This is a genomic window from Cellulosimicrobium sp. NPDC057127 (assembly GCF_042670945.1).
Classification (GTDB): Bacteria; Actinomycetota; Actinomycetes; order Actinomycetales; family Cellulomonadaceae; genus Cellulosimicrobium.
On the sequence record NZ_JBHUUP010000005.1, the window covers coordinates 111,620 to 137,074 of the forward strand.

The window sequence follows — 25,455 nt, forward strand, 5'->3', positions numbered from 1 at the left end:
GGGCAGGCCGGGAGCGGTGCCCGGTCCACGACCGCGCACCGCTCCCGCCCCGACCCGCACCCACCCCGTCTTGATGAAGTCGGTCCCGGCCCCCGGCCGCGGACCGGCAGACGAAGGAAGTAGGACACCTTGCTCGACGTCAACGTCTTCGACGAGCTGCGCATCGGCCTGGCCACGGCCGACGACATCCGTGCCTGGTCGCACGGTGAGGTCAAGAAGCCCGAGACCATCAACTACCGCACCCTCAAGCCCGAGAAGGACGGCCTCTTCTGCGAGAAGATCTTCGGCCCCACCCGGGACTGGGAGTGCTACTGCGGCAAGTACAAGCGCGTGCGCTTCAAGGGCATCATCTGCGAGCGCTGCGGCGTCGAGGTGACGCGCTCGAAGGTGCGCCGTGAGCGCATGGGGCACATCGAGCTCGCCGCCCCGGTCACGCACATCTGGTTCTTCAAGGGCGTGCCCTCGCGCCTCGGCTACCTGCTCGACCTCGCCCCGAAGGACCTCGAGAAGGTCATCTACTTCGCGGCGTACATGATCACGTCGGTCGACGACGAGGGTCGCCAGGAGGACCTCCCCAACCTCCAGAACGAGATCGACCTGGAGAAGAAGGAGATCGCGGACCGCCGCGACAACGACATCAACGCCCGCGCGCAGCGGCTCGAGGCCGACCTGGCCGAGCTCGAGGCCGAGGGCGCCAAGGCCGACGCGCGCCGCAAGGTGCGCGACTCGGCCGAGCGCGAGATGGCGTCGATCCGCAAGCGTTCCGACGCCGAGCTCGACCGCCTCGAGCAGGTCTGGGACCGCTTCAAGAACCTCAAGGTCGCCGACCTCGAGGGCGACGAGATGCTGTACCGCGCCCTGCAGGACCGCTACGGCACCTACTTCGAGGGCTCGATGGGCGCCGCGGCGATCCAGAAGCGCCTCGAGAGCTTCGACCTGGAGGCCGAGGCGGAGTCGCTGCGCGAGACGATCCGTTCGGGCAAGGGCCAGCGCAAGACCCGCGCGCTCAAGCGCCTCAAGGTCGTCAACGCGTTCCTCACGACGACGAACTCGCCCACGGGCATGGTGCTCGACGCCGTCCCGGTCATCCCGCCGGACCTGCGCCCGATGGTGCAGCTCGACGGTGGCCGCTTCGCGACGAGCGACCTCAACGACCTGTACCGCCGCGTGATCAACCGCAACAACCGCCTCAAGCGTCTGCTCGACCTGGGCGCGCCGGAGATCATCGTCAACAACGAGAAGCGGATGCTTCAGGAGGCCGTCGACTCGCTGTTCGACAACGGCCGACGTGGTCGTCCGGTCACCGGCCCGGGCAACCGCCCGCTCAAGTCGATCTCGGACATGCTCAAGGGCAAGCAGGGCCGGTTCCGCCAGAACCTGCTCGGCAAGCGCGTCGACTACTCGGGCCGTTCGGTCATCGTCGTCGGCCCGCAGCTGAAGCTGCACCAGTGCGGTCTGCCCAAGCAGATGGCTCTCGAGCTGTTCAAGCCCTTCGTCATGAAGCGGCTCGTGGACCTCAACCACGCGCAGAACATCAAGAGCGCCAAGCGCATGGTCGAGCGCGCCCGCCCGGTCGTGTGGGACGTGCTCGAAGAGGTCATCACCGAGCACCCGGTGCTGCTCAACCGTGCGCCGACGCTGCACCGCCTGGGTATCCAGGCGTTCGAGCCGCAGCTCGTCGAGGGCAAGGCGATCCACCTGCACCCGCTCGTGTGCGCCGCGTTCAACGCGGACTTCGACGGCGACCAGATGGCCGTGCACCTGCCCCTGAGCGCGGAGGCGCAGGCCGAGGCCCGCATCCTCATGCTCTCGAGCAACAACATCCTCAAGCCGTCGGACGGTCGTCCGGTGACCATGCCCTCGCAGGACATGATCATCGGTCTGTACCACCTGACGAGCGACAAGTCCGACACCGTCGGCGAGGGTCGCGCGTTCGGGTCCGTGGCCGAGGCGATCATGGCGTTCGACCAGGGGTCGCTCGACCTCAACGCGCCGGTGAAGATCCGCATGACGGACCTCGTCCCGCCGGTGTCGGGCTTCGACGCCCCCGAGGGCTGGGAGCCGGGTGAGCCGATCCTGTTCGACACGACGCTCGGTCGCGCGCTGTTCAACGAGACGCTGCCGGTCGACTACCCGTACGTGAACTCGGTGGTCGACAAGAAGCGCCTCTCGGCGATCGTCAACGAGCTGGCGGAGCGGTACCCGAAGGTCGAGGTGGCGGCGTCGCTCGACGCGCTCAAGTCCGCCGGCTTCCGCTGGGCGACCCGCTCGGGCGTCACGATCGCGATCTCCGACGTCGCCACGCCGGCGGCCAAGGCCGAGATCCTCGAGCAGCACGAGGAGCGCGCGCTCAAGGTCCAGCAGCAGTACGACCGCGGTCTGATCACGGACGACGAGCGCCGTCAGGAGCTCATCGAGATCTGGACGCAGGCGACGGACAAGGTCGCGTCGGTCATGCGCGAGAACCTCGAGGCGAACGACCGCAACACCGTCTACCGCATGGTCGGCTCGGGTGCCCGTGGTAACTGGATGCAGGTCCGTCAGATCGCCGGTATGCGCGGCCTCGTGGCGAACCCGAAGGGCGAGATCATCCCGCGCCCGATCAAGTCCAACTACCGCGAGGGCCTGTCCGTCCTCGAGTACTTCATCGCGACGCACGGCGCCCGCAAGGGTCTGGCGGACACCGCGCTGCGGACCGCCGACTCGGGCTACCTCACGCGTCGTCTCGTGGACGTGTCGCAGGACGTCATCATCCGCGAGGAGGACTGCGGTACCGAGCGCGGCCTGACGCTGCCCATCGCGGAGGAGCTCGCGGGGATCCTCGTGCGCCACCCCAAGGTGGAGACGAGCGTGTACTCGCGCACCCTCGCGTCCGACCTCGTGGACGGTGACGGCAACGTCATCGCCAAGGCGGGCGACGACGCGGGCGACGTCCTCATCGACGCCGCCGTGGCGGCGGGCGTGCGCGACGCGAAGGTCCGCTCGGTCCTGACCTGCGAGTCGCGGGTCGGGACGTGCGCCAAGTGCTACGGCCGGTCGCTCGCGACGGGCAAGCTCGTGGACATCGGCGAGGCCGTCGGCATCATCGCGGCCCAGTCGATCGGCGAGCCGGGCACCCAGCTGACGATGCGTACGTTCCACACCGGTGGTGTGGCGTCCGCGGACGACATCACGCAGGGTCTGCCGCGTGTCACGGAGCTCTTCGAGGCCCGCACCCCCAAGGGTGAGGCGCCCATCGCCGAGTTCCCGGGCCGGATCTCCATCGACGACAGCGAGCGCTCGCGCCGTCTGGTGCTCACGCCGGACGACGGCTCCGAGGAGATCGCGTACCCGGTGACCAAGCGTGCGCGCCTGCTCGTGCAGGACGGCGAGCACGTCACGGTCGGCAAGCAGCTCGTCCAGGGTGCGGTGGACCCGAAGAAGGTCCTGCGCATCCTCGGGCCGCGCGCCACGCAGAAGCACCTGGTGGACGAGGTCCAGGAGGTCTACCGCTCCCAGGGCGTGGACATCCACGACAAGCACATCGAGGTCATCGTGCGGCAGATGCTGCGCCGGATCACGGTCCTGGACTCGGGCGACGCCCCGCTGCTCCCCGGTGAGCTGGCGGAGCGCGGCCGGTTCGAGGACGCGAACCGGCGCACCGTGGCGGAGGGTGGCCAGCCGGCCTCCGGCCGTCCGGAGCTCATGGGCATCACGAAGGCGTCGCTCGCGACCGACTCGTGGCTCTCGGCCGCGTCCTTCCAGGAGACGACCCGCGTGCTCACGGAGGCCGCGATGAGCGGTCGTCGTGACCCGCTGCTCGGTCTCAAGGAGAACGTCATCATCGGTAAGCTCATCCCGGCCGGTACCGGCCTGCCCCGCTACGGCAACGTCGCGGTCGAGCCGACCGAGCAGGCGAAGACGGAGCTCTACCCGAGCTTCGGCTACGACGAGATCGACTTCCCGGCGCTCGGCATGGGCTCCGGCGAGGCGATCCCGCTCGAGGACCTGGACTTCGGCGACTACCGCTGACGTCACGCTCTTCACACGGGTGCCCGCCGGCGACCCGCACCGCGAGGTGTCGGGGCGCGGGCGGGCACCCGTCCTCGTCTCCTGGGCGGGACGAGGACCTTTGACTACCCGTCAGGTGGCGGGTAGCCTGGTAAACCGTGCCCGCGCCGTCGGGCCCTCCGTGATGTTCCTCGCGGCTCGCCACCGTGTCGATGCTCAGGCTCGACGCGGCGCGGCGCCCGGGTGATCTCCGGACGGGCCGATGTGAGTGCCCGGGCATTCCGGATCCGGTCCTGGGGACGTCACGCGCCCGAAGGCCAGGTGAAGGACCATCGGGCCGGTGGTAGGTGGCTGCTGCAGCGTGTCGAGCGCTGCGGGTGCCTCGTGCGATCGGCTCCACCAGCCAGCACGACCACCACCGGGGATAGCCCCGGCACAGCTCGAGAAGACACGGAGACGTAGTGCCTACGATCCAGCAGCTCGTCCGCAAGGGGCGGACCTCGAAGGTGGGGAAGTCGAAGACCCCCGCCCTCAAGGGTTCCCCGCAGCGGCGCGGTGTGTGCACGCGCGTGTACACCACCACCCCGAAGAAGCCGAACTCCGCGCTGCGCAAGGTCGCTCGCGTGAAGCTCTCCTCCCAGGTCGAGGTCACGGCCTACATCCCCGGCGTCGGCCACAACCTCCAGGAGCACTCCATCGTGCTCGTGCGCGGCGGTCGTGTGAAGGACCTCCCGGGTGTGCGCTACAAGATCGTGCGCGGCGCGCTCGACACGCAGGGCGTGAAGAACCGCAAGCAGGCGCGCAGCCGCTACGGCGCGAAGAAGGAGAAGAGCTGATGCCTCGCAAGGGCCCGGCCCCGAAGCGGCCGCTCATCATCGACCCGGTCTACGGGTCTCCCGTCGTGACGCAGCTCATCAACAAGGTGCTCATGGACGGCAAGAAGTCGACCGCGGAGTCGATCGTCTACGGCGCCCTCGAGGGCGTCCGGTCGAAGACCGACGGTGACCCGGTCGTCGTCCTCAAGCGCGCGCTCGAGAACGTGCGTCCTGCGCTCGAGGTGCGCTCCCGCCGCGTCGGCGGCGCGACCTACCAGGTCCCCGTCGAGGTGCGCCCGGCGCGCGCCACGACCCTCGCGCTGCGCTGGCTCACGGACTACTCGCGCGCCCGCCGCGAGAAGACGATGACCGAGCGCCTCATGAACGAGATCCTCGACGCCAGCAACGGCCTCGGCGCCGCGGTCAAGCGTCGCGAGGACATGCACAAGATGGCGGAGTCCAACAAGGCCTTCGCCCACTACCGCTGGTAGTCCGCCCGGACGGCCCCGTGGACCTGTCCCCGGGGCCGTCGGCGGGTCTCCGGCCGGCGACACCGGTCGAGCAGCGCCCCCGACTCAACCCATCTAGCGAGGGAAACAGACCGTGGCACTTGACGTGCTGACCGACCTGAACAAGGTCCGCAACATCGGCATCATGGCCCACATCGATGCCGGTAAGACCACGACCACCGAGCGCATCCTGTTCTACACGGGTGTGAACTACAAGATCGGTGAGACGCACGACGGCGCGTCGACGATGGACTGGATGGAGCAGGAGCAGGAGCGCGGCATCACGATCACGTCGGCCGCGACGACCTGCTACTGGAAGAACAACCAGATCAACATCATCGACACGCCCGGCCACGTCGACTTCACGGTCGAGGTCGAGCGCTCGCTGCGCGTGCTCGACGGCGCCGTCGCGGTCTTCGACGGCAAGGAGGGCGTGGAGCCGCAGTCGGAGACGGTGTGGCGCCAGGCGGACAAGTACAACGTGCCGCGCATCTGCTTCGTCAACAAGATGGACAAGCTCGGCGCGGACTTCTACTTCACGGTCGACACGATCGTGAACCGCCTCAAGGCGAAGCCGCTCGTCATCCAGCTGCCGATCGGCTCGGAGAACGACTTCACCGGCGTCGTCGACCTGCTCGAGATGAAGGCGCTCGTCTGGCACGGCGAGACGAAGCTCGGTGAGGCGTACGACACCGAGGAGATCCCGGCCGACCTGCAGGAGCGGGCCGCGCAGTACCGCAGCGAGCTGGTCGAGGCCGTCGCCGAGGCCGACGAGGACCTGCTCGAGAAGTACCTCGGCGGTGAGGAGCTGACCGTCGCGGAGCTCAAGTCGGGCATCCGCAAGCTCGTCATCGCGGGCGAGGCGTTCCCGGTCCTGTGCGGTTCCGCGTTCAAGAACAAGGGCGTGCAGCCCATGCTCGACGCGGTCATCGACTACCTGCCGTCGCCGCTCGACGTCCCCGCGATCGAGGGCCACGACGTCAAGGACGAGGAGAAGGTCGTCGAGCGTCACCCCGACGCGACCGAGCCCTTCTCCGCGCTGGCGTTCAAGGTCGCCTCGCACCCGTTCTTCGGCAAGCTCACCTATGTCCGCGTCTACTCGGGCAAGGTCGAGCAGGGCGCCCAGGTGCTCAATTCGACGAAGGGCAAGAAGGAGCGCATCGGCAAGCTCTTCCAGATGCACTCCAACAAGGAGAACCCGGTCCCCGACGCCACCGCGGGGCACATCTACGCGTTCATCGGCCTCAAGGACGTCACGACGGGCGACACGCTCACGGACCCGGCGAACCCGGTGATCCTCGAGTCGATGACGTTCCCGGAGCCCGTCATCGACGTCGCGATCGAGCCGAAGACGAAGGCGGACCAGGAGAAGCTCTCCACGGCGATCCAGAAGCTCGCCGAGGAGGACCCGACGTTCCGCGTCAAGCTGGACGACGAGACCGGCCAGACCGTCATCGGCGGTATGGGCGAGCTGCACCTCGACATCCTCGTGGACCGCATGCGTCGCGAGTTCAAGGTCGAGGCGAACGTCGGCAAGCCGCAGGTCGCGTACCGCGAGACGATCCGTCGCAAGGCGGAGAAGATCGACTACACGCACAAGAAGCAGACCGGTGGCTCCGGGCAGTTCGCGAAGGTCCAGGTGACCTTCGAGCCGCTCGACACCAGCGAGAACGAGCTCTACGAGTTCGAGAACGCCGTCACCGGTGGTCGCATCCCGCGCGAGTACATCCCGAGCGTCGACGCCGGCATCCAGTCCGCGATGGAGCTCGGCGTGCTCGCCGGCTTCCCGCTGGTCGGGGTGAAGGCGACCCTGCTCGACGGCGCCTACCACGAGGTCGACTCGTCGGAGATGGCGTTCAAGATTGCCGGCTCGATGGTCCTCAAGGAGGGCGTCAAGCGGGCTGACCCGGTTCTGCTGGAGCCGGTGATGGCGGTCGAGGTGCGCACGCCCGAGGAGTACATGGGCGACGTCATCGGCGACATCAACTCACGTCGTGGAATGATCCAGTCCATGGAGGACGCCACGGGTGTGAAGGTCGTCCGGGCGCAAGTACCGTTGTCAGAGATGTTCGGGTACATCGGTGACCTCCGGTCCAAGACGCAGGGGCGCGCCGTGTACTCGATGCAGTTCGACAGCTACGCCGAGGTTCCTCGGAACGTTGCCGACGAGATCATCAAGAAGACCCGGGGCGAGTGAGTCCCCACAGGTCGAAGACCCGCACAACCATCAACCTGTAGGAAACCGCAACGCCCCGCGGATGTAGGATCTCTCGGTCGACATTCGCAACGTTCGGCACATCTACCCAAGTCCCAGGAGGACCCCAGTGGCTAAGGCCAAGTTCGAGCGGACCAAGCCGCACGTCAACATCGGCACCATCGGTCACGTCGACCACGGTAAGACGACGCTGACGGCGGCGATCTCGAAGACGCTCGCGGACAAGTACCCGGACCTGCCGGCGAACGTGCAGCGCAACTTCGACGAGATCGACGCGGCTCCCGAGGAGAAGCAGCGCGGTATCACGATCAACATCGCGCACATCGAGTACGAGACGCCGAAGCGTCACTACGCGCACGTCGACGCTCCTGGTCACGCCGACTACATCAAGAACATGATCACCGGTGCCGCCCAGATGGACGGCGCGATCCTCGTGGTCGCCGCGACCGACGGTCCGATGGCGCAGACGCGCGAGCACGTGCTGCTCGCCCGCCAGGTCGGCGTGCCGTACCTGCTCGTGGCGCTCAACAAGGCCGACATGGTCGACGACGAGGAGATCCTCGAGCTCGTCGAGATGGAGGTGCGCGAGCTCCTCTCCTCGCAGGAGTTCGACGGCGACAACGCGCCGGTCGTGCGCGTGTCGGGCCTCAAGGCGCTCGAGGGCGACCCCGAGTGGACCGCGAAGGTCATCGAGCTCATGGAGGCCGTGGACGAGAACGTGCCCGAGCCGCAGCGCGAGCTCGACAAGCCGTTCCTCATGCCGGTCGAGGACGTCTTCACGATCACCGGTCGTGGCACCGTCGTCACGGGCAAGGTGGAGCGTGGCACGCTCGACCTCAACTCGGACGTCGAGATCGTCGGCATCCGCGCGCCCCAGAAGACCACGGTCACGGGCATCGAGACGTTCCACAAGCAGATGGACCAGGCGCAGGCCGGTGACAACACGGGTCTGCTCCTGCGCGGCATCAAGCGCGAGGACGTCGAGCGTGGCCAGGTCGTCGTGAAGCCGGGTTCGATCACCCCGCACACGAACTTCGAGGCGCAGGTCTACATCCTGGGCAAGGACGAGGGCGGCCGTCACAACCCGTTCTACTCGAACTACCGTCCGCAGTTCTACTTCCGCACGACGGACGTCACCGGCGTCATCACGCTGCCCGAGGGCACCGAGATGGTCATGCCCGGCGACAACACCGAGATGACGGTCGAGCTCATCCAGCCGATCGCCATGGAGGAGGGCCTCGGCTTCGCCATCCGTGAGGGTGGCCGCACCGTGGGCTCGGGCCGCGTCACCAAGATCAACAAGTGATCTGACGCTGCCCCTCGGCAGCTCCTCACGAAGGCCCGGCACCGCGAGGTGCCGGGCCTTCGTGCTGCGACCGAGGCGGTCGGCACAGGCGGACGCCCGGGGCGGGGGAGGGCCGGCGAGAGCCCGACTTGGACTCCTGAGGATCCGTGTGGCAGACTGTTCAGGTTGCCTGTCACGGGCGCGCTCTTTCACGTGTCGAACAGTGTGTTGAACCGGTCCTCGCTCCGCGGGGACGGACGCCGGGGCCTCGGGCCCGGGTCTGCGGGTTGAGCTCTCTGTCGACACGGATCGAGTACCCCGCGGAACGCACGTTCCGACCAGGCTCGACAAACGTTGTGGTCATGCTGCGGCGTCGTGCGAGAGCACGGTGCGCGGTGGTCCACATATCCAACGGCCCCGCGTCTTCCGGCGTGTGCGCCCAGGTGCGACGCGAATCAGCGACACGCCCGAGCGCGGGGGCCGGACAGCTAGCGGTTCGAGAGAGAGAGTCAGACGACGCCATGGCGGGACAGAAGATCCGCATCCGGCTCAAGTCCTACGACCACGAGGTCATCGACAGCTCGGCGCGCAAGATCGTCGACACGGTGACGCGCGCTGGTGCAACGGTCGTGGGTCCGGTGCCGCTGCCGACGGAGAAGAACGTCTTCACCGTCATCCGGTCGCCTCACAAGTACAAGGACAGCCGCGAGCACTTCGAGATGCGCACGCACAAGCGGCTGATCGACATCATCGACCCCACGCCGAAGGCCGTCGACTCGCTCATGCGTCTCGACCTGCCGGCCGACGTGAACATCGAGATCAAGCTCTGAGGCTGGAGGACATCATGACTACCCCCCAGCAGAACGCCCGCCCGGTCACGGCCGTGCTCGGCACCAAGCTCGGGATGACGCAGCTCTGGGACGAGGCCGGTCGCCTCGTGCCCGTGACCGTCGTCGCGGTCGGCACCAACGTCGTCACGCAGGTCCGTACGGCTGACGCCGACGGCTACGCCGCGGTCCAGCTCGCCTACGGGCAGATCGACCCGCGCAAGGTCACCAAGCCCCTCAAGGGCCACTTCGAGAAGGCCGGCGTCACGCCGCGCCGCCACGTGGCCGAGGTCCGCACCTCCGACGCCGCCGAGTACACGCTCGGCCAGGAGATCACCGCCGAGGCCTTCGAGGCCGGCACCGTGGTCGACGTCGTGGGCACGACCAAGGGCAAGGGGACCGCCGGTGTCATGAAGCGTCACGGCTTCGCCGGCGTCGGCGCCTCGCACGGTGCCCACCGCAACCACCGCAAGCCCGGCTCGATCGGTGGGGCGTCGACCCCGTCGCGCGTCTTCAAGGGCCTGCGCATGGCCGGTCGCATGGGCAACGCCCGCCAGACCACCCAGAACCTGACCGTCCACGCGGTCGACGTCGAGAAGGGGCTGCTGCTCGTCAAGGGCGCCGTCCCCGGCCCCAAGGGCGGCGTCGTCCTCGTGCGCAGCGCCGCGAAGGGAGCGTGAACCCCATGGCTGAGCAGACCGCACTGACCGTCGACGTCCTCGACGCGAACGGCGCGAAGGCCGGCACCGCCGAGCTCCCCGCGGAGGTGTTCGACGTCGAGACGAACGTCCCGCTGATCCACCAGGTCGTCGTCGCGCAGCGCGCCGCCGCGCGCCAGGGCACGCACGACACCAAGACCCGCGGCGAGGTCCGCGGTGGTGGCAAGAAGCCGTACAAGCAGAAGGGCACCGGCCGCGCCCGTCAGGGCTCGATCCGCGCGCCCCAGTTCGCCGGCGGTGGCACCGTCCACGGCCCGACGCCGCGCTCGTACGACCAGCGGACGCCCAAGAAGATGAAGGCCGCCGCTCTGCGCGGTGCCCTGTCCGACCGCGCGCGCCACGGGCGCGTGCACGTCGTCACGGGGTTCGGCGTCGACGGCACCCCGTCGACCCGCACGGCCCTCGCGACGCTCGCCAAGCTCTCCGGGCGCAAGCACGTCCTCGTCGTCACCGAGCGCGGAGACGACCTGACGATCAAGTCGCTGCGGAACGTCGAGCAGGTGCACCTCCTGGTGGCCGACCAGCTCAACACCTACGACGTCCTCGTCTCGGACGACGTCGTCTTCACGCAGGGCGCGCTCGACGCGTTCCTGGCCGGCCCGGTCAAGGGTCGCTCCGCGAAGGCCGTCGCAACCTCCACCGAGGCGGACGAGACTGCTGCCGAGGAGGCCGCGAAGTGACCACCGTGACCAAGGACCCCCGTGACGTGATCCTCGCGCCGGTCGTCTCCGAGAAGAGCTACGGCCTGCTCGACGAGGGCAAGTACACGTTCATCGTCGACCCGCGGAGCAACAAGACCGAGATCAAGATCGCGATCGAGCAGATCTTCGACGTCAAGGTCGCCTCGGTGAACACGATCAACCGCAAGGGCAAGACGCGTCGCACGCGTTTCGGCCTGGGCAAGCGCAAGGACACCAAGCGTGCGATCGTCACCCTCCGCGAGGGCACGATCGACATCTTCGGCTGAGCCGACGAGAGCAGATTGAGGACAGATCCCCATGGGAATCCGTAAGTACAAGCCGACGACGCCCGGCCGCCGCGGCTCGAGCGTCGCCGACTTCGCCGAGATCACGCGCTCGCAGCCGGAGAAGTCTCTGGTCCGCCCGCTCTCCAAGAGCGGTGGTCGCAACAGCTCCGGCCGCATCACCACCCGGCACAAGGGCGGTGGCCACAAGCGCGCGTACCGTGTCATCGACTTCCGTCGTCACGACAAGGACGGCGTGCCCGCGAAGGTCGCTCACATCGAGTACGACCCCAACCGCACGGCGCGCATCGCGCTCCTGCACTACGCGGACGGCGAGAAGCGCTACATCCTCGCGCCGAGCCGGCTCAAGCAGGGCGACGTCGTCGAGAACGGTGCCGGGGCCGACATCAAGCCCGGCAACAACCTGCCGCTGCGCAACATCCCGACCGGTACGGTCATCCACGCCATCGAGCTCAAGCCCGGTGGCGGCGCGAAGATCGCCCGTTCGGCCGGCGCATCGGTCCAGCTCGTCGCCAAGGACGGCCCGTACGCGCAGCTGCGCATGCCCTCCGGCGAGATCCGCAACGTCGACCTGCGCTGCCGCGCGACGGTCGGCGAGGTGGGCAACGCCGAGCAGTCGAACATCAACTGGGGCAAGGCCGGCCGCATGCGCTGGAAGGGCAAGCGCCCGACCGTCCGCGGTGTGGCGATGAACCCGATCGACCACCCGCACGGTGGTGGTGAGGGCAAGACCTCTGGTGGTCGTCACCCGGTGAGCCCGTGGGGCCAGCCGGAGGGTCGCACCCGCCGCCCGAACAAGCCGAGCGACAAGCTGATCGTTCGCCGCCGCCGCACCGGCAAGAAGCGCTGATAGGAGCCTGGAGACATGCCTCGTAGCCTGAAGAAGGGCCCCTTCGTCGACGACCACCTGCAGAAGAAGGTGGACGCTCAGAACGAGAAGGGGACCAAGAACGTCATCAAGACCTGGTCCCGTCGGTCGGTCATCACGCCCGACTTCCTCGGTCACACCTTCGCCGTGCACGACGGCCGCAAGCACACCCCGGTGTTCGTCACCGAGGCGATGGTCGGCCACAAGCTCGGCGAGTTCGCTCCCACGCGGACCTTCCGCGGCCACGTGAAGGACGACAAGAAGGGCCGTCGCCGCTGACTCGTGGGCCCCGGCCCGCGAGAACAGCAGTGACGTGCTCCTGACGGTCACAAGACAAGAAGGCAGGACAGCAATGGAAGCCAAGGCGCAGGCGCGGTTCGTCCGTGTCACGCCCCAGAAGGCCCGGCGCGTCGTGGACCTCATCCGTGGCAAGCAGGCCTCCGAGGCCGTCGCGGTGCTGAAGTTCGCACCGCAGGCGGCGAGCGAGCCCGTCCGCAAGGTCGTGGAGAGCGCCATCGCCAACGCCCGGGTGAAGGCCGACCGCGCGAGCGTCGCGTTCGAGGAGCAGGAGCTCGTCGTGCGTGAGGCGTTCGTCGACGAGGGTCCGACCCTCAAGCGTTTCCGCCCGCGTGCCCAGGGCCGCGCGAACCGCATCCTCAAGCGCACGAGCCACATCACCGTGGTCCTCGCGCCGAAGACGCAGCGTGAGAACAAGGAAGGGACCCGATAGTGGGACAGAAGGTTCACCCGCACGGGTACCGCCTCGGCATCACCACCGACCACCGGTCGCGCTGGTTCGCCGACAGCACCAAGCCCGGCCAGCGGTACCGCGACTACGTCCGCGAGGACGTCCAGATCCGCAAGCTCATGAGCACCGGTCTCGAGCGCGCAGGCATCTCCAAGGTCGAGATCGAGCGCACCCGTGACCGCGTCCGCGTGGACATCCACACGGCACGTCCCGGTATCGTCATCGGCCGCCGCGGCGCCGAGGCGGACCGCATCCGCGGCGAGCTGGAGAAGCTCACCGGCAAGCAGGTGCAGCTCAACATCCTCGAGGTCAAGAACGCCGAGATCGACTCTCAGCTCGTGGCCCAGGGCATCGCCGAGCAGCTCGCGAGCCGTGTCTCGTTCCGTCGTGCCATGCGCAAGGGCATCCAGTCCGCGCAGCGTGCCGGCGCGAAGGGCATCCGCGTGCAGGTCTCCGGCCGCCTCGGTGGCGCGGAGATGAGCCGGTCGGAGTTCTACCGCGAGGGTCGTGTGCCGCTGCACACGCTCCGCGCGAACATCGACTACGGCTTCTTCGAGGCCCGCACGACCTTCGGCCGCATCGGCGTCAAGGTCTGGATCTACAAGGGCGACATGACGGAGAAGGAGTGGGCTGCGCAGCAGGCGACGGCCGCTCCTCGTCAGGGTCGCGGTGGCCCTCGCGGCGACCGTGGCGACCGCCGTGGTGGGCGTCGTCCCGAGCGTTCGGGCGAGCGGAGCGCGGCTCCCGAGGCACCGGCGGCCGAGCAGGCCCCGGCCACGGAGGGCGCTCAGCAGGCCCCTGAGACCGGAACGGAGGCCTGAGTCATGCTGATCCCGCGCAGGCTCAAGCACCGCAAGCAGCACCACCCGTCGCGCTCCGGCGCGGCGAAGGGTGGCACCCAGATCTCGTTCGGTGAGTACGGCATCCAGGCTCTCGAGCCGGCGTACGTCACGAACCGTCAGATCGAGGCTGCTCGTATCGCGATGACCCGCCACATCAAGCGTGGCGGCAAGGTCTGGATCAACATCTACCCGGACCGCCCGCTGACCAAGAAGCCCGCCGAGACCCGCATGGGCTCCGGCAAGGGCTCGCCCGAGTGGTGGGTCGCCAACGTCAAGCCCGGCCGCATCGTCTTCGAGCTGGCCGGTGTCCCGGAGCCGCTGGCTCGCGAGGCCATGCGCCGCGCGATCCACAAGCTCCCGATGAAGTGCCGTTTCGTGGTGCGCGAGGGTGGTGGCAACTGATGGCTGTCGGAACGAAGGGGCTCGCCCCCACGGACCTGGACGCCTTCGACGACGAGAAGCTCGTCGCCGAGCTGAAGAAGGCCAAGGAGGAGCTGTTCAACCTCCGCTTCCAGTCGGCCACCGGCCAGCTGGAGAGCCACGGGCGCCTCAAGGCCGTCCGTCGCGACATCGCGCGGATCTACACGATCCTGCGTGAGCGCGAGCTCGGTATCCGTACTGCGCCGAGCGCCGAGTGAGTGAGGCTGGAATGAGCGAGAACGCAACGAACGTTCCTGTGGACGAGGCCGCCGCTGCGCGTGCCAACCGCAAGACGCGCCGCGGCTACGTCGTGAGCGACAAGATGGACAAGACCGTGGTGGTCGAGGTCGAGGACCGGGTCAAGCACCCGCTCTACGGCAAGGTCATCCGGCGCACGAGCAAGGTCAAGGCGCACGACGAGCAGAACACCGCCGGCGTCGGCGACCTCGTGGTCATCATGGAGACCCGCCCGCTGTCCGCGACCAAGCGGTGGCGCCTGGTGGAGATTCTCGAGAAGGCCAAGTAAGGTCTGACGGTTCGCCGACAGGCACGGTCGTGGCGGACGGCACTGTCCGCCCGCCACGACCGTTCTCGTGCCGCACCGAGGTGCGGCAACCAGTGAGGACAGGACCGCGGGCGAACCGCCCCGCGACCTGGCCGGTTCACCCGCGAGGGACCCGGCACTGACAGCTATCCGTTCGGCAAGGCTCGCCCACCGGCGAGAACCGGCTCGACGACAGGAGTACACACATGATCCAGCAGGAGTCGCGACTTCGTGTCGCCGACAACACGGGTGCGAAGGAGATTCTCTGCATCCGTGTTCTCGGTGGCTCGGGCCGTCGCTACGCCGGAATCGGTGACGTCATCGTCGCCACCGTCAAGGACGCGATCCCGGGCGGCAACGTGAAGAAGGGCGACGTCGTCAAGGCTGTCGTCGTCCGCACCGCCAAGGAGCGCCGTCGTCCGGACGGTTCCTACATCAAGTTCGACGAGAACGCGGCCGTGATCCTCAAGAACGACGGCGAGCCGCGCGGCACGCGCATCTTCGGCCCCGTCGGCCGTGAGCTGCGCGACAAGCGGTTCATGAAGATCATCTCGCTGGCTCCGGAGGTGCTCTGACCATGGCGAAGATCAAGAAGGGCGACCTCGTGGTCGTCATCGCGGGCAAGGACAAGGGCAAGCAGGGCCGCGTCCTCGAGGTCCTCAAGGACAGCGACCGCCTGGTCGTCGAGGGCGTCCAGCGCGTCACGAAGCACACCAAGGTCGGCCAGTCGCAGCGCGGCACGCGCACCGGTGGCATCGAGACCGTCGAGGCACCGATCCACGTCAGCAACGTGATGGTCGTCGACCCGGAGACCAAGAAGGGCACCCGCGTCGGGTACCGCACCGAAGAGGTCGAGCGTGACGGCCGCCAGCGCACCGTGCGTGTGCGCGTCGCCAAGCGCTCCGGTAAGGACATCTGATGAGCACCGATATCGCAGCCCCCGAGGTCCCGCGCCTCAAGCAGCGCTACCGCGACGAGATCGTCGTCGGCCTGCGCGAGGAGTTCGGGCACGAGAACGTCAACCAGGTCGCCCGCGTCACGAAGATCGTCGTGAACATGGGCGTCGGTGACGCGGCCAAGGACTCGAAGCTCATCGAGGGCGCCATCCGCGACCTGTCCGCGATCACCGGCCAGAAGCCGCAGGTGACGAAGGCCCGCAAGTCCATCGCGCAGTTCAAGCTGCGCGAGGGCATGCCGATCGGCGCGCACGTCACGCTGCGCGGCGACCGCATGTGGGAGTTCCTCGACCGTCTCCTGTCGATCGCCCTGCCGCGCATCCGCGACTTCCGCGGCCTGTCGCCCAAGCAGTTCGACGGCCACGGCAACTACACGTTCGGCCTCACGGAGCAGTCGATGTTCCACGAGATCGACCAGGACAAGATCGACCGTGTCCGCGGCATGGACATCACGATCGTGACCACGGCGACGACCGACGACGAGGGCCGCTCCCTGCTGCGCCGTCTCGGTTTCCCCTTCAAGGAGAGCTGACATGGCGAAGAAGGCCCTGATCAACAAGGCGGCCGCCAAGCCGAAGTTCGCGGTCCGCGCCTACACCCGGTGCCAGCGGTGCGGTCGTCCGCACTCGGTGTACCGCAAGTTCGGCCTGTGCCGCATCTGCCTGCGCGAGATGGCACACCGTGGTGAGCTTCCCGGCGTCACCAAGAGCAGCTGGTAACAACTACGTCGCCGGTCCCGGCGGGGCGCGCTGCGCGCGGACCCGCCGGGATACCCCGACGAGGAAGGGCTGAAGCCCGATGACGATGACCGACCCGATCGCAGACATGCTGACGCGTCTGCGCAACGCGAACTCGGCCTACCACGATGTGGTCTCCATGCCGCACTCGAAGCTGAAGTCGCACATCGCCGAGATCCTCCAGGCCGAGGGCTACATCGCCGGCTGGAGCGTCGAGGACGCGAGGGTGGGCAAGACGCTCACCATCCAGCTCAAGTTCGGCCCGAACCGTGAGCGCAGCCTCGCCGGCGTGCGCCGCGTGTCGAAGCCCGGCCTGCGCGTCTACGCGAAGTCCACCAACCTGCCCAAGGTCCTCGGCGGCCTGGGCGTGGCGATCCTGTCCACGTCCTCCGGCCTCCTGACCGACAAGCAGGCCGCCACGAAGGGCGTGGGCGGCGAAGTCCTCGCCTACGTCTGGTAATCCGGAAAGGAGATACGCCAATGTCTCGAATCGGCAAGCTCCCCGTTCCGGTCCCGACCGGCGTGGACGTCACCATCAGCGGCGCGCTCGTGACCGTGAAGGGCCCCAAGGGCTCTCTCGAGCACGCGGTGCCCGCCCCCATCAAGGTCGCCCAGGAGGACGGCACCCTCGTGGTGACGCGCCCGGACGACGAGCGCGAGTCCCGCTCGCTGCACGGCCTCACCCGCACCCTGCTGGCGAACATCGTCCAGGGCGTGACGCAGGGCTACGAGAAGAAGCTCGAGATCGTGGGCACGGGTTACCGCGTGACCGCGAAGGGCTCGGACCTCGAGTTCGCGCTCGGGTTCAGCCACCCGGTGGTCGTCTCGCCGCCGGCGGGCATCACGTTCGCGGTCGAGAGCCCGACGAAGTTCTCCGTTTCCGGCATCGACAAGCAGCAGGTCGGCGAGGTCGCGGCGAACATCCGCAAGATCCGCAAGCCCGAGCCGTACAAGGGCAAGGGTGTGCGTTACGCCGGCGAGGTCGTCCGCCGCAAGGTCGGAAAGGCTGGTAAGTAACGATGGCTCTGAAGGTTCTCGGCAAGGGCAAGGCCGTCGCGCGTCAGCGCCGCCACCTGCGCCTTCGCAAGAAGATCAAGGGGACCGCCGCTCGTCCGCGCCTCGTGGTGACGCGCTCCACGCGCCACATCACGGCCCAGGTCGTCGACGACACGATCGGTCAGACCCTCGCGTCGGCCTCCTCTCTCGAGGCGGACCTGCGCGCGCTCGACGGCGACAAGAGCGCCAAGGCCCGTCGGGTCGGCGAGCTCGTCGCCGAGCGGGCGAAGGCCCAGGGCGTCGACTCCGTCGTGTTCGACCGCGGTGGCAACAAGTACCACGGTCGGGTCGCTGCGGTCGCCGACGGCGCCCGCGAGGGCGGTCTGGCCCTGTGACGACGTCGACCATCCGCACACGGAAGCAAAGGATTCTCTGATGGCTGCAGGGCAGCGCAGCAACACCGGCGCCCCCACGGGTGCCGCCAACGAGTCGAGCGACCAGAACTCCCGCGGGGGCCGTGACAACCGTCGCGACAACCGCCGTGACGGTCGCCGCGGCGACGCAGCCGAGAAGAACGCCTTCGTCGAGCGCGTCGTCACCATCAACCGCGTCTCCAAGGTCGTCAAGGGCGGCCGTCGCTTCAGCTTCACCGCGCTCGTCGTGGTGGGCGACGGCGACGGCACCGTCGGCGTCGGCTACGGCAAGGCGAAGGAGGTGCCCGCGGCGATCGCCAAGGGTGTCGAGGAGGCCAAGAAGAACTTCTTCAAGGTCCCGCGCATCCAGGGCACCATCCCGCACCCCATCCAGGGTGAGGCCGCCGCCGGCGTCGTCTTCCTGCGTCCGGCCTCGCCGGGTACCGGTGTGATCGCCGGTGGTCCGGTGCGCGCCGTGCTGGAGTGCGCAGGCATCCACGACGTGCTGAGCAAGTCGCTCGGCTCGTCCAACGCGATCAACATCGTGCACGCGACGGTGGCGGCGCTGCGCGGCCTGGAGCAGCCCGAGGCTGTTGCCGCGCGCCGTGGCCTGCCGCTCGAGGACGTGGCCCCGGCCGCGCTCCTGCGTGCCCGTGCTGCGGGGGTGAGCGCCTGATGGCCAGGCTCAAGGTGACCCAGAAGAAGTCCGCCATCGGCGGCAAGCAGAACCAGCGCGACACGCTGCGCACTCTGGGCCTCAAGCGGATCGGCGACACCGCCGTGAAGGAGGACCGCCCGGAGATCCGCGGCATGGTCGCGACGGTGGCGCACCTCGTCACCGTTGAGGAGGTCGAGTGACGATGGCTGAGAAGGCCACGAAGAAGACCGCCGAGGCTCCGCAGACGAAGGCGGCCGAGGGCGAGCAGGGTGCCGGCGGCACCCTCAAGGTCCACCACCTGCGTCCGGCCCCCGGCGCCAAGAAGGCCAAGACCCGCGTGGGTCGTGGTGAGGCGTCGAAGGGTAAGACGGCGGGCCGCGGTACCAAGGGTACGAAGGCTCGTTACCAGGTGCCCGAGCGCTTCGAGGGTGGGCAGATGCCTCTGCACATGCGCCTTCCGAAGCTGCGGGGCTTCAAGAACCCGTTCCGCACCGAGTACCAGGTCGTCAACCTGGACAAGCTCGCGGCGCTGTACCCCGAGGGTGGCTCCGTCACCGTCGAGGATCTCGTCGCGAAGGGCGCGGTCCGCAAGGGCCAGCCGGTGAAGGTGCTGGGCACGGGGGAGATCACCGTCAAGCTCGAGGTCGCGGTCGACGCCCTCTCGGGCTCGGCCCGCGAGAAGATCCTCGCGGCGGGCGGTTCGGTCTCGGAGGACTGACGACCACGGACAGGGCCGGTGGCGCACGTGCGCCGTCGGCCCTGTCCGCGTCCCGGGGCAGCCATGGCCCCGGGCTGCCGGACCGGTCACGGTCCTGCCCCCACGGCGGGCACGGCTAGACTGCCGCTCGGTCCGTCGGTCGGTGCGCCGACCGGTTCCCCGTCCACCGTCGGACGGACGCCCGACCGCTCGGTCGGCGGACACCGAATTGCCGTACGACGCGGCGCAACGGTTAGGGTGCCTCTTGGCGCCGGTGCCGTGCGTCACACCTCGCCGGGCCTCCCGGCGACACGACTTCCCGCCTCGGCGGGCCAGGAGGATAGGTGCTCAGCGCATTCGCCCGGGCTTTCCGGACGCCTGACCTGCGGCGCAAGCTGCTGTTCACGATCGCGATCATGGCGATCTTCCGGGTGGGCTCGTTCATCCCCACCCCGGGCGTGGACTACCCCAACGTGCAGCAGTGCATCGCCGAGTCGCAGAACAACGACCTGCTCGGCCTGGTCAACCTGTTCAGCGGCGGCGCGCTGCTCCAGCTGTCGATCTTCGCGCTCGGCATCATGCCGTACATCACGGCGAGCATCATCGTGCAGCTGCTGCGCGTGGTGATCCCTCGCTTCGAGGCCCTGCACAAGGAGGGCCAGTCGGGGCAGGCGAAGCTCACGCAGTACACGCGCTACCTGACGATCGCGCTCGCGATCCTCCAGTCGACGACCGTCATCACGACGGCTCGCAACGGCTTGCTCTTCCAGGGCTGCTCCGTCGACGTCATCCCCGACGGCAGCTTCACCACGCTGGCGCTCATGGTGATCACGATGACCGCCGGCACGGGCCTGATCATGTGGCTCGGCGAGCTCATCACCGAGCGCGGCGTCGGCAACGGCATGTCGCTGCTGATCTTCACGTCGATCGCGGCGAGCTTCCCGACGGCGCTGTGGTCGATCGCCGGCGGTGCGAACGGCGCGGTGAACTTCATCATCATGATCGCGGTCATCGTCGTCGTCGTGGGCCTCGTGGTCTTCGTCGAGCAGTCGCAGCGCCGCATCCCGGTGCAGTACGCGAAGCGCATGGTGGGCCGGCGCATGTACGGCGGCTCGAGCACCTACATCCCGATCAAGATCAACATGGCGGGCGTCATCCCGGTGATCTTCGCGGCCTCGCTGCTCGCGGTCCCGGGCCTCATCGCGCAGTTCGGCGACCAGACGGCCGGCTGGGTCGTGTGGATCAGCACGCACCTCGCCGACCCGGCGGCGCCGCTGCACCTCGCGCTCTACGTCGCGATGATCCTGTTCTTCTGCTTCTTCTACACGGCGATCACGTTCAACCCGGACGAGGTCGCGGACAACATGAAGAAGTACGGCGGCTTCATCCCCGGCATCCGCGCCGGACGGCCGACCGCCGAGTACCTCGACTACGTCATCACCCGCATCACGTCCGCGGGCTCCATCTACCTCGCGCTCGTCGCCCTCCTGCCGACGCTCGTCCTCATCGGGCTCGGCCTGAGCACGAACATCCCGTTCGGTGGCGCGTCGATCATCATCGTGGTCGGTGTCGGGCTGGAGACGGTCAAGCAGATCGACTCCCAGCTGCAGCAGCGCCACTACGAAGGGTTCCTCCGTTGAGCAGCACCACCAGCACGCCGCGCCACGCGCGGCTGGTCATCATGGGCCCGCAGGGTGCCGGCAAGGGCACCCAGGCGGCACGCCTCGCCGAGCACCTCGCCGTCCCCGCGATCTCCACCGGAGACATCTTCCGGGCCAACATCAAGGGCGGCACCGAGCTCGGCCGGCTCGCGCAGGAGTACACGGCGAAGGGCGAGCTCGTCCCGGACTCCGTCACGAACGCGATGGTGCGCGACCGCCTCGCGCAGGACGACGTCGCGAACGGCTTCATCCTCGACGGCTACCCGCGCAACGCCGCTCAGGTCACGGAGCTCGACGCGATCCTCGCCGACCTCGGGTGGTCCCTGGACGGCGTCGTGGAGCTCACCGCCGACCGCGACGAGCTGCTCGCCCGGCTCGCGCGTCGCGCCGAGATCGAGGGCCGGGAGGACGACACCGCGGAGACGATCGCGCGGCGGCTGGACATCTACGAGGAGCAGACCGCGCCGCTCACCACCGCCTACGCCGAGCGCGGCCTGCTCGTGCGCGTCGACGGGATCGGCGAGATCGAGGACGTCACGGAGCGTGTCGTCGCGGCGCTCGCGCCGGCGGTCGGCTGACACCTGCGGCGTTCGGGCGGCGTCGCGCCGCCCGCGCCCGCGGGTCGGGGAGTGGGAGCACCGTGTTCGGTCGCGAACGCATCGAGTACAAGACGCACGACCAGGTGCGCGCCATGCGGCGCGCGGGGCTCGTGGTCGCCCAGGCGCTGGAGGCCGTGCGCGGCGCCGTCCGTCCTGGCATGACGACGAGCGACCTCGACGAGCTCGCCGCCGCGGTCATCGCGGACGCGGGGGCGACGTCGTCGTTCCTCGGCTACGAGGGATACCCGGCGACGCTGTGCGTCTCCGTCAACGACGAGGTCGTGCACGGCATCCCGGGGCCGCGCGAGCTGCGCAGCGGCGACGTCGTGTCGGTCGACTGCGGCGCCGTCGTGGACGGGTGGCACGGCGACTCCGCCACGTCGTTCGTCCTCGGCCAGGCCGACCCGGCGGACGAGGCGCTCGTCGAGGCGACGCGGCGCGCGATGTGGGACGGGATCGCCGCGCTCGCCACGAGCGAACGTCTCGGTGGCGTCGGAGCCGCGATCGAGGACTCGGTGCGTGACTCGGGGACGCGCTCGGGCGTGGTCTTCGGCATCGTCGAGGAGTACGTCGGACATGGCATCGGGTCCGCGATGCACCAGCCCCCCGACGTCCCGAACCACCGCACGCGCGAGCGCGGGCCACGGCTGCGGCCGGGGATGTGCCTCGCGATCGAGCCGATGCTCACGCGCGGGGAACGGCTCACCCAGGTCTGCGAGGACGACTGGACCGTCGTGACCGACGACGGCTCTCGTTCCGCGCACTGGGAGCACAGCGTCGCGATCCTGGAGGACGGCATCTGGGTGCTCACCGCGGTGGACGGCGGGCAGGAGGAGCTCGCTGCCCGAGGCGTCGAGATCGCCCCGCTGGCCGGCTGAGCGTCGGTCCCGGACACCGCGGCAGGACCGGGCACCGATCGAGTTTCGCGAGCCTTGCCGGATGCCGTAGGATAGACCGTTGGGTGTAGTCCGTGCTGTCCGACGCGCGCTGCCGATCGACCACGTGGTCGAGGAGGCGGCGTCGGTGCGGGGCTCCACACGACGATCCACGCACACGGGCGGGTCCCGCGCGCGTGGAGACCGAGCAGTTCAGACGAGAGTTAGCGGAGGACATGGCAAAGAAGGACGGTGTCATCGAGATCGAGGGCAGCGTGGTCGAGGCCCTGCCGAACGCGATGTTCCGCGTGGAGCTGGCCAACGGCCACAAGGTTCTCGCGCACATCTCGGGCAAGATGCGCCAGCACTACATCCGGATCCTTCCCGAGGACCGGGTCGTGGTCGAGCTCAGCCCGTACGACCTGTCCCGCGGCCGCATCGTCTACCGCTACAAGTAGTCGCCACGCGTCCATCACTCGACCAGCCACCGCCGTCGGACCTCCGGGCACGCCCCGGTCGGTCGCGCACGACGTCGGGAGCACCACTGAGGGAACACTGATGAAGGTCAAGCCGAGCGTCAAGAAGATCTGCGACAAGTGCAAGGTGATCCGCCGGCACGGTCGCGTCATGGTGATCTGCGACAACCTGCGGCACAAGCAGCGCCAGGGCTGAGCCCTCGCCTGCGCCACGGGTGACGGCCCCCGGGCCGGATCACCGGGAGGCCCGCCGGTCGGCGGGCGCCCACCAGCGCACCACCACGAACCCGTTCCTGCGGCAGCCGCTCCGCGGCTCGCACCAGGCGGCGGGGGAACCCCCGGCTCGGAGGCCGGGGCCCGCGGGTCCCCGCGGGAGGGCGGCGCGACAGACCTCCGAACGAAGTACGAGGAGCCGGAAGGCACATGGCACGTCTCATCGGCGTCGACCTCCCCCGCGACAAGCGGCTCGAGGTTGCGCTCACCTACATCTACGGCGTCGGCCGTACCCGCGCGCAGCAGACGCTGTCGGCGACGGGCATCAGCCCGGACCTGCGCGTGAAGGACCTCGGCGACGCCGAGCTCGTCGCGCTCCGCGACTACCTCGAGGGCAGCTTCAAGCTCGAGGGTGACCTCCGTCGTGAGGTGGCCGCCGACATCCGCCGCAAGGTCGAGATCGGCACCTACCAGGGGCTGCGCCACCGCCGCGGCCTTCCCGTGCGCGGTCAGCGCACGAAGACCAACGCGCGTACCCGCAAGGGGCCGAAGCGCACCGTGGCCGGCAAGAAGAAGGCCCGCTAAGCAGCAGTCCGCCGTGCGGGCCCGGGCGCGCGCTCACCAGCGAGCCGCCCGCCGCCGCGGTCCGACCACCTCAGACCAGGAGAGAACCAGCACATGCCTCCCAAGACTCGCGCCGCCTCCGGCTCGCGCAAGCCGCGCCGCAAGGACAAGAAGAACGTCCCCCACGGCCAGGCGCACATCAAGAGCACCTTCAACAACACGATCGTGTCGATCACGGACCCGACGGGCGCCGTCATCTCGTGGGCCTCGGCCGGCCACGTCGGCTTCAAGGGCTCCCGCAAGTCCACGCCGTTCGCCGCTCAGCTCGCCGCGGAGTCCGCGGCGCGCCGCGCGCAGGAGCACGGCGTGAAGAAGGTCGACGTCTTCGTCAAGGGTCCCGGCTCCGGCCGCGAGACCGCGATCCGCTCCCTCCAGGCCACGGGCCTCGAGGTCGGCTCGATCCAGGACGTGACGCCGCAGGCGCACAACGGCTGCCGTCCGCCGAAGCGTCGCCGCGTCTGACGACGTCCTCGGCACGGAGCCGTCGACGGTCCCGGGGTGCCTCGCGCACGCCGGGACCGTCGACGGCGCCGGGCCGTCCGGGTGACCCGCGCCCCGACGGCCACGCCCCCTCCTTCCCGGCCGGGTGGACAGAGTCCCGCCGGGGACCGCGCGCCGCAGGCGCGCACCTCGCCCTGAACCGTGCAGCGTCATATGGCGGACGCTCACCGAAAGGAAACCACCAGTGCTGATCGCACAGCGCCCCACCTTGACCGAAGAGGTCATCGCGGAGAACCGTTCGCGCTTCTCCATCGAGCCGCTGGAGCCGGGCTTCGGCTACACGCTCGGCAACTCGCTGCGTCGCACGCTGCTGTCGTCCATCCCGGGCGCGGCGGTGACCTCCATCCGGATCGACGGTGTGCTCCACGAGTTCACCACCGTGCCGGGTGTCAAGGAGGACGTCACCGAGATCATCCTCAACATCAAGAACCTCGTCGTCTCCTCGGAGAACGACGAGCCCGTCGTGATGTACCTGCGCAAGCAGGGCGCTGGCGCGGTCACCGCTGCGGACATCGTCCCGCCGGCGGGCGTGGAGGTCCACAACCCGGACCTGCACATCGCCACCCTGAACGACAAGGGCAAGCTCGAGATCGAGCTCACCGTCGAGCGCGGCCGCGGTTACGTGTCCGCGGCGCAGAACAAGTCGTTCGACGGCGAGATCGGCCGCATCCCGGTCGACTCGATCTACTCGCCCGTCCTCAAGGTGACGTACAAGGTCGAGGCGACCCGCGTCGAGCAGCGCACGGACTTCGACAAGCTGGTCGTCGACGTCGAGACGAAGGCGGCGATCTCGCCGCGCGACGCCCTCGCGTCCGCGGGCAAGACGCTCGTCGAGCTGTTCGGGCTGGCCCGCGAGCTCAACGTCGAGGCCGAGGGCATCGAGATCGGGCCGTCGCCGACGGACGCGGCGCTCGCCGCGGACCTCGCGCTGCCGATCGAGGAGCTCAACCTCACGATCCGCTCGTACAACTGCCTCAAGCGCGAGGGCATCCACCAGGTGGGTGAGCTGGTCGCGCGCAGCGAGGCCGACCTGCTGGACATCCGCAACTTCGGTGCGAAGTCCATCAACGAGGTCAAGGAGAAGCTCTCCGAGCTGGGCCTGTCCCTCAAGGACTCGCCGCTCGACTTCGACCCGTCCGCCGCGTCGTACTACGACGGCGACGAGGACGAGCCGACGTACTCGGACACCGAGCAGCAGTACTGATCCGGCAGCGGCCGGCGACTCCACACCTTCAGCGCGTCCGGGACAGTCCTCCTGGCCGCGATCACTTCTCAAGGAGCA

The 25,455-nt window shown here is 68.8% G+C and carries 34 protein-coding genes; all 34 read left to right on the top strand.

The features are described from left to right. Positions 1–129: 129 nt before the first annotated feature. The 34 genes from ACFTZA_RS06705 to ACFTZA_RS06870 all read left to right on the top strand — a co-directional run bounded on the left by ACFTZA_RS06705 (position 130) and on the right by ACFTZA_RS06870 (position 25,377). Positions 130–4,011, top strand: a complete 3,882-nt coding sequence (locus ACFTZA_RS06705; RefSeq protein ID WP_378192101.1) for a DNA-directed RNA polymerase subunit beta' — start codon at positions 130–132, stop codon at positions 4,009–4,011. A gap of 440 nt (positions 4,012–4,451) precedes the next feature. Then, complete coding sequence (gene rpsL / locus ACFTZA_RS06710; protein WP_021479869.1) at positions 4,452–4,826, top strand: 30S ribosomal protein S12; 375 nt, start codon at positions 4,452–4,454, stop codon at positions 4,824–4,826. Further along, positions 4,826–5,296, top strand: a complete 471-nt coding sequence (rpsG, locus tag ACFTZA_RS06715; protein WP_378192104.1) for a 30S ribosomal protein S7 — start codon at positions 4,826–4,828, stop codon at positions 5,294–5,296. The genes rpsL and rpsG overlap by 1 nt, the downstream gene beginning before the upstream one ends. A 112-nt stretch (positions 5,297–5,408) precedes the next feature. Then, complete coding sequence (gene fusA, locus ACFTZA_RS06720; protein WP_378192106.1) at positions 5,409–7,511, top strand: elongation factor G; 2,103 nt, start codon at positions 5,409–5,411, stop codon at positions 7,509–7,511. 127 nt (positions 7,512–7,638) lie between these two features. Continuing rightward, positions 7,639–8,835, top strand: coding sequence for an elongation factor Tu (gene tuf / locus ACFTZA_RS06725; protein ID WP_378192108.1), 1,197 nt, complete (start codon positions 7,639–7,641; stop codon positions 8,833–8,835). Between the two features lie 500 nt (positions 8,836–9,335). Beyond that, entirely contained in the window at positions 9,336–9,644 is a 309-nt protein-coding gene (rpsJ, locus tag ACFTZA_RS06730; RefSeq protein ID WP_069387333.1) for a 30S ribosomal protein S10, read from the top strand. Positions 9,645–9,658: 14 nt separating this feature from the next. Continuing rightward, positions 9,659–10,321 carry a 50S ribosomal protein L3 gene (gene rplC / locus ACFTZA_RS06735; protein ID WP_378192110.1) on the top strand — a complete coding sequence of 221 codons (663 nt, stop codon included), beginning with the start codon at positions 9,659–9,661 and terminating at the stop codon, positions 10,319–10,321. Positions 10,322–10,326: 5 nt separating this feature from the next. Then, a complete protein-coding gene (gene rplD / locus ACFTZA_RS06740) occupies positions 10,327–11,040 on the top strand; it encodes a 50S ribosomal protein L4 (RefSeq protein ID WP_378192112.1) in 714 nt (237 codons plus the stop codon). Further along, entirely contained in the window at positions 11,037–11,327 is a 291-nt protein-coding gene (gene rplW / locus ACFTZA_RS06745) for a 50S ribosomal protein L23 (RefSeq protein WP_378192114.1), read from the top strand. Before rplD ends, rplW begins: the two co-directional genes overlap by 4 nt. A gap of 31 nt (positions 11,328–11,358) precedes the next feature. Further along, a complete protein-coding gene (gene rplB, locus ACFTZA_RS06750; protein ID WP_378192116.1) occupies positions 11,359–12,195 on the top strand; it encodes a 50S ribosomal protein L2 in 837 nt (278 codons plus the stop codon). 15 nt (positions 12,196–12,210) lie between these two features. Further along, on the top strand, positions 12,211–12,492 hold the full coding sequence (rpsS, locus tag ACFTZA_RS06755; protein ID WP_075829208.1) for a 30S ribosomal protein S19: 282 nt from the start codon (positions 12,211–12,213) through the stop codon (positions 12,490–12,492). 73 nt (positions 12,493–12,565) lie between these two features. Next, positions 12,566–12,943: a 50S ribosomal protein L22 gene (gene rplV / locus ACFTZA_RS06760; protein ID WP_378192119.1), complete on the top strand. Its 378-nt coding sequence runs from the start codon at positions 12,566–12,568 to the stop codon at positions 12,941–12,943. Then, the gene (gene rpsC / locus ACFTZA_RS06765; RefSeq protein ID WP_378192121.1) at positions 12,943–13,782 is read left to right on the top strand and encodes a 30S ribosomal protein S3; all 840 of its coding nucleotides are present in this window, start codon (positions 12,943–12,945) and stop codon (positions 13,780–13,782) included. The genes rplV and rpsC overlap by 1 nt, the downstream gene beginning before the upstream one ends. A 3-nt stretch (positions 13,783–13,785) precedes the next feature. After that, on the top strand, positions 13,786–14,205 hold the full coding sequence (rplP, locus tag ACFTZA_RS06770) for a 50S ribosomal protein L16 (RefSeq protein ID WP_069386374.1): 420 nt from the start codon (positions 13,786–13,788) through the stop codon (positions 14,203–14,205). Beyond that, positions 14,205–14,441 carry a 50S ribosomal protein L29 gene (gene rpmC, locus ACFTZA_RS06775; RefSeq protein ID WP_069386375.1) on the top strand — a complete coding sequence of 79 codons (237 nt, stop codon included), beginning with the start codon at positions 14,205–14,207 and terminating at the stop codon, positions 14,439–14,441. The genes rplP and rpmC overlap by 1 nt, the downstream gene beginning before the upstream one ends. Positions 14,442–14,452: 11 nt before the next feature. Next, the gene (gene rpsQ, locus ACFTZA_RS06780; protein WP_378192124.1) at positions 14,453–14,749 is read left to right on the top strand and encodes a 30S ribosomal protein S17; all 297 of its coding nucleotides are present in this window, start codon (positions 14,453–14,455) and stop codon (positions 14,747–14,749) included. A 224-nt stretch (positions 14,750–14,973) separates the two neighbouring features. Then, positions 14,974–15,342: a 50S ribosomal protein L14 gene (gene rplN / locus ACFTZA_RS06785; protein ID WP_021480431.1), complete on the top strand. Its 369-nt coding sequence runs from the start codon at positions 14,974–14,976 to the stop codon at positions 15,340–15,342. A 2-nt stretch (positions 15,343–15,344) separates the two neighbouring features. Continuing rightward, positions 15,345–15,686 (top strand): 50S ribosomal protein L24, encoded by a 342-nt coding sequence (gene rplX, locus ACFTZA_RS06790; protein WP_075829214.1) that lies wholly within the window; start codon positions 15,345–15,347, stop codon positions 15,684–15,686. After that, a complete protein-coding gene (gene rplE, locus ACFTZA_RS06795; protein WP_378192127.1) occupies positions 15,686–16,255 on the top strand; it encodes a 50S ribosomal protein L5 in 570 nt (189 codons plus the stop codon). The genes rplX and rplE overlap by 1 nt, the downstream gene beginning before the upstream one ends. A gap of 1 nt (position 16,256) precedes the next feature. Then, the gene (locus ACFTZA_RS06800; RefSeq protein WP_069386379.1) at positions 16,257–16,442 is read left to right on the top strand and encodes a type Z 30S ribosomal protein S14; all 186 of its coding nucleotides are present in this window, start codon (positions 16,257–16,259) and stop codon (positions 16,440–16,442) included. 79 nt (positions 16,443–16,521) lie between these two features. After that, positions 16,522–16,920 (top strand): 30S ribosomal protein S8, encoded by a 399-nt coding sequence (gene rpsH, locus ACFTZA_RS06805; protein WP_378192130.1) that lies wholly within the window; start codon positions 16,522–16,524, stop codon positions 16,918–16,920. A 20-nt stretch (positions 16,921–16,940) separates the two neighbouring features. Continuing rightward, entirely contained in the window at positions 16,941–17,477 is a 537-nt protein-coding gene (rplF, locus tag ACFTZA_RS06810) for a 50S ribosomal protein L6 (RefSeq protein WP_378192132.1), read from the top strand. A 2-nt stretch (positions 17,478–17,479) separates the two neighbouring features. Further along, positions 17,480–17,851 carry a 50S ribosomal protein L18 gene (gene rplR / locus ACFTZA_RS06815; RefSeq protein WP_378192134.1) on the top strand — a complete coding sequence of 124 codons (372 nt, stop codon included), beginning with the start codon at positions 17,480–17,482 and terminating at the stop codon, positions 17,849–17,851. A gap of 40 nt (positions 17,852–17,891) precedes the next feature. Further along, positions 17,892–18,545 (top strand): 30S ribosomal protein S5, encoded by a 654-nt coding sequence (gene rpsE, locus ACFTZA_RS06820; protein ID WP_378192136.1) that lies wholly within the window; start codon positions 17,892–17,894, stop codon positions 18,543–18,545. Further along, on the top strand, positions 18,545–18,727 hold the full coding sequence (gene rpmD, locus ACFTZA_RS06825; protein WP_069386384.1) for a 50S ribosomal protein L30: 183 nt from the start codon (positions 18,545–18,547) through the stop codon (positions 18,725–18,727). The genes rpsE and rpmD overlap by 1 nt, the downstream gene beginning before the upstream one ends. A 2-nt stretch (positions 18,728–18,729) precedes the next feature. Then, positions 18,730–19,245 carry a 50S ribosomal protein L15 gene (gene rplO / locus ACFTZA_RS06830; protein ID WP_378192139.1) on the top strand — a complete coding sequence of 172 codons (516 nt, stop codon included), beginning with the start codon at positions 18,730–18,732 and terminating at the stop codon, positions 19,243–19,245. Between the two features lie 323 nt (positions 19,246–19,568). Next, on the top strand, positions 19,569–20,864 hold the full coding sequence (secY, locus tag ACFTZA_RS06835) for a preprotein translocase subunit SecY (RefSeq protein ID WP_378192141.1): 1,296 nt from the start codon (positions 19,569–19,571) through the stop codon (positions 20,862–20,864). A gap of 41 nt (positions 20,865–20,905) precedes the next feature. Next, positions 20,906–21,463, top strand: coding sequence for an adenylate kinase (locus ACFTZA_RS06840; protein WP_378192359.1), 558 nt, complete (start codon positions 20,906–20,908; stop codon positions 21,461–21,463). Positions 21,464–21,525: 62 nt separating this feature from the next. Beyond that, a complete protein-coding gene (map, locus tag ACFTZA_RS06845; RefSeq protein ID WP_378192143.1) occupies positions 21,526–22,362 on the top strand; it encodes a type I methionyl aminopeptidase in 837 nt (278 codons plus the stop codon). A gap of 233 nt (positions 22,363–22,595) precedes the next feature. Then, positions 22,596–22,817 carry a translation initiation factor IF-1 gene (gene infA, locus ACFTZA_RS06850; RefSeq protein ID WP_012867920.1) on the top strand — a complete coding sequence of 74 codons (222 nt, stop codon included), beginning with the start codon at positions 22,596–22,598 and terminating at the stop codon, positions 22,815–22,817. A 100-nt stretch (positions 22,818–22,917) separates the two neighbouring features. Then, the gene (rpmJ, locus tag ACFTZA_RS06855) at positions 22,918–23,031 is read left to right on the top strand and encodes a 50S ribosomal protein L36 (protein WP_003956441.1); all 114 of its coding nucleotides are present in this window, start codon (positions 22,918–22,920) and stop codon (positions 23,029–23,031) included. 227 nt (positions 23,032–23,258) lie between these two features. Beyond that, positions 23,259–23,633 (top strand): 30S ribosomal protein S13, encoded by a 375-nt coding sequence (rpsM, locus tag ACFTZA_RS06860; protein WP_378192145.1) that lies wholly within the window; start codon positions 23,259–23,261, stop codon positions 23,631–23,633. 93 nt (positions 23,634–23,726) lie between these two features. Then, positions 23,727–24,134: a 30S ribosomal protein S11 gene (gene rpsK / locus ACFTZA_RS06865; protein WP_378192146.1), complete on the top strand. Its 408-nt coding sequence runs from the start codon at positions 23,727–23,729 to the stop codon at positions 24,132–24,134. A gap of 223 nt (positions 24,135–24,357) precedes the next feature. Further along, on the top strand, positions 24,358–25,377 hold the full coding sequence (locus ACFTZA_RS06870; protein ID WP_378192148.1) for a DNA-directed RNA polymerase subunit alpha: 1,020 nt from the start codon (positions 24,358–24,360) through the stop codon (positions 25,375–25,377). Positions 25,378–25,455: the final 78 nt, after the last annotated feature.

Coding starts and splice junctions, on each gene's coding strand:
- rpmC (WP_069386375.1), top strand. CDS start 14,205: ATGGCTGTCGGAACGAAGGGGCTCGCCCCCACGGACCTGGACGCCTTC.
- ACFTZA_RS06800 (WP_069386379.1), top strand. CDS start 16,257: ATGGCGAAGAAGGCCCTGATCAACAAGGCGGCCGCCAAGCCGAAGTTC.
- rplC (WP_378192110.1), top strand. CDS start 9,659: ATGACTACCCCCCAGCAGAACGCCCGCCCGGTCACGGCCGTGCTCGGC.
- rpsK (WP_378192146.1), top strand. CDS start 23,727: ATGCCTCCCAAGACTCGCGCCGCCTCCGGCTCGCGCAAGCCGCGCCGC.
- ACFTZA_RS06840 (WP_378192359.1), top strand. CDS start 20,906: ATGGGCCCGCAGGGTGCCGGCAAGGGCACCCAGGCGGCACGCCTCGCC.
- rplB (WP_378192116.1), top strand. CDS start 11,359: ATGGGAATCCGTAAGTACAAGCCGACGACGCCCGGCCGCCGCGGCTCG.
- rpsG (WP_378192104.1), top strand. CDS start 4,826: ATGCCTCGCAAGGGCCCGGCCCCGAAGCGGCCGCTCATCATCGACCCG.
- rpsQ (WP_378192124.1), top strand. CDS start 14,453: ATGAGCGAGAACGCAACGAACGTTCCTGTGGACGAGGCCGCCGCTGCG.
- rplV (WP_378192119.1), top strand. CDS start 12,566: ATGGAAGCCAAGGCGCAGGCGCGGTTCGTCCGTGTCACGCCCCAGAAG.
- rpsJ (WP_069387333.1), top strand. CDS start 9,336: ATGGCGGGACAGAAGATCCGCATCCGGCTCAAGTCCTACGACCACGAG.
- rplR (WP_378192134.1), top strand. CDS start 17,480: ATGGCTCTGAAGGTTCTCGGCAAGGGCAAGGCCGTCGCGCGTCAGCGC.
- rpsM (WP_378192145.1), top strand. CDS start 23,259: ATGGCACGTCTCATCGGCGTCGACCTCCCCCGCGACAAGCGGCTCGAG.
- rpsE (WP_378192136.1), top strand. CDS start 17,892: ATGGCTGCAGGGCAGCGCAGCAACACCGGCGCCCCCACGGGTGCCGCC.
- rpmJ (WP_003956441.1), top strand. CDS start 22,918: ATGAAGGTCAAGCCGAGCGTCAAGAAGATCTGCGACAAGTGCAAGGTG.
- rpmD (WP_069386384.1), top strand. CDS start 18,545: ATGGCCAGGCTCAAGGTGACCCAGAAGAAGTCCGCCATCGGCGGCAAG.
- rplX (WP_075829214.1), top strand. CDS start 15,345: ATGGCGAAGATCAAGAAGGGCGACCTCGTGGTCGTCATCGCGGGCAAG.
- rpsS (WP_075829208.1), top strand. CDS start 12,211: ATGCCTCGTAGCCTGAAGAAGGGCCCCTTCGTCGACGACCACCTGCAG.
- rplP (WP_069386374.1), top strand. CDS start 13,786: ATGCTGATCCCGCGCAGGCTCAAGCACCGCAAGCAGCACCACCCGTCG.
- rpsH (WP_378192130.1), top strand. CDS start 16,522: ATGACGATGACCGACCCGATCGCAGACATGCTGACGCGTCTGCGCAAC.
- rplE (WP_378192127.1), top strand. CDS start 15,686: ATGAGCACCGATATCGCAGCCCCCGAGGTCCCGCGCCTCAAGCAGCGC.
- infA (WP_012867920.1), top strand. CDS start 22,596: ATGGCAAAGAAGGACGGTGTCATCGAGATCGAGGGCAGCGTGGTCGAG.
- rplN (WP_021480431.1), top strand. CDS start 14,974: ATGATCCAGCAGGAGTCGCGACTTCGTGTCGCCGACAACACGGGTGCG.
- rplD (WP_378192112.1), top strand. CDS start 10,327: ATGGCTGAGCAGACCGCACTGACCGTCGACGTCCTCGACGCGAACGGC.
- rplF (WP_378192132.1), top strand. CDS start 16,941: ATGTCTCGAATCGGCAAGCTCCCCGTTCCGGTCCCGACCGGCGTGGAC.
- rplO (WP_378192139.1), top strand. CDS start 18,730: ATGGCTGAGAAGGCCACGAAGAAGACCGCCGAGGCTCCGCAGACGAAG.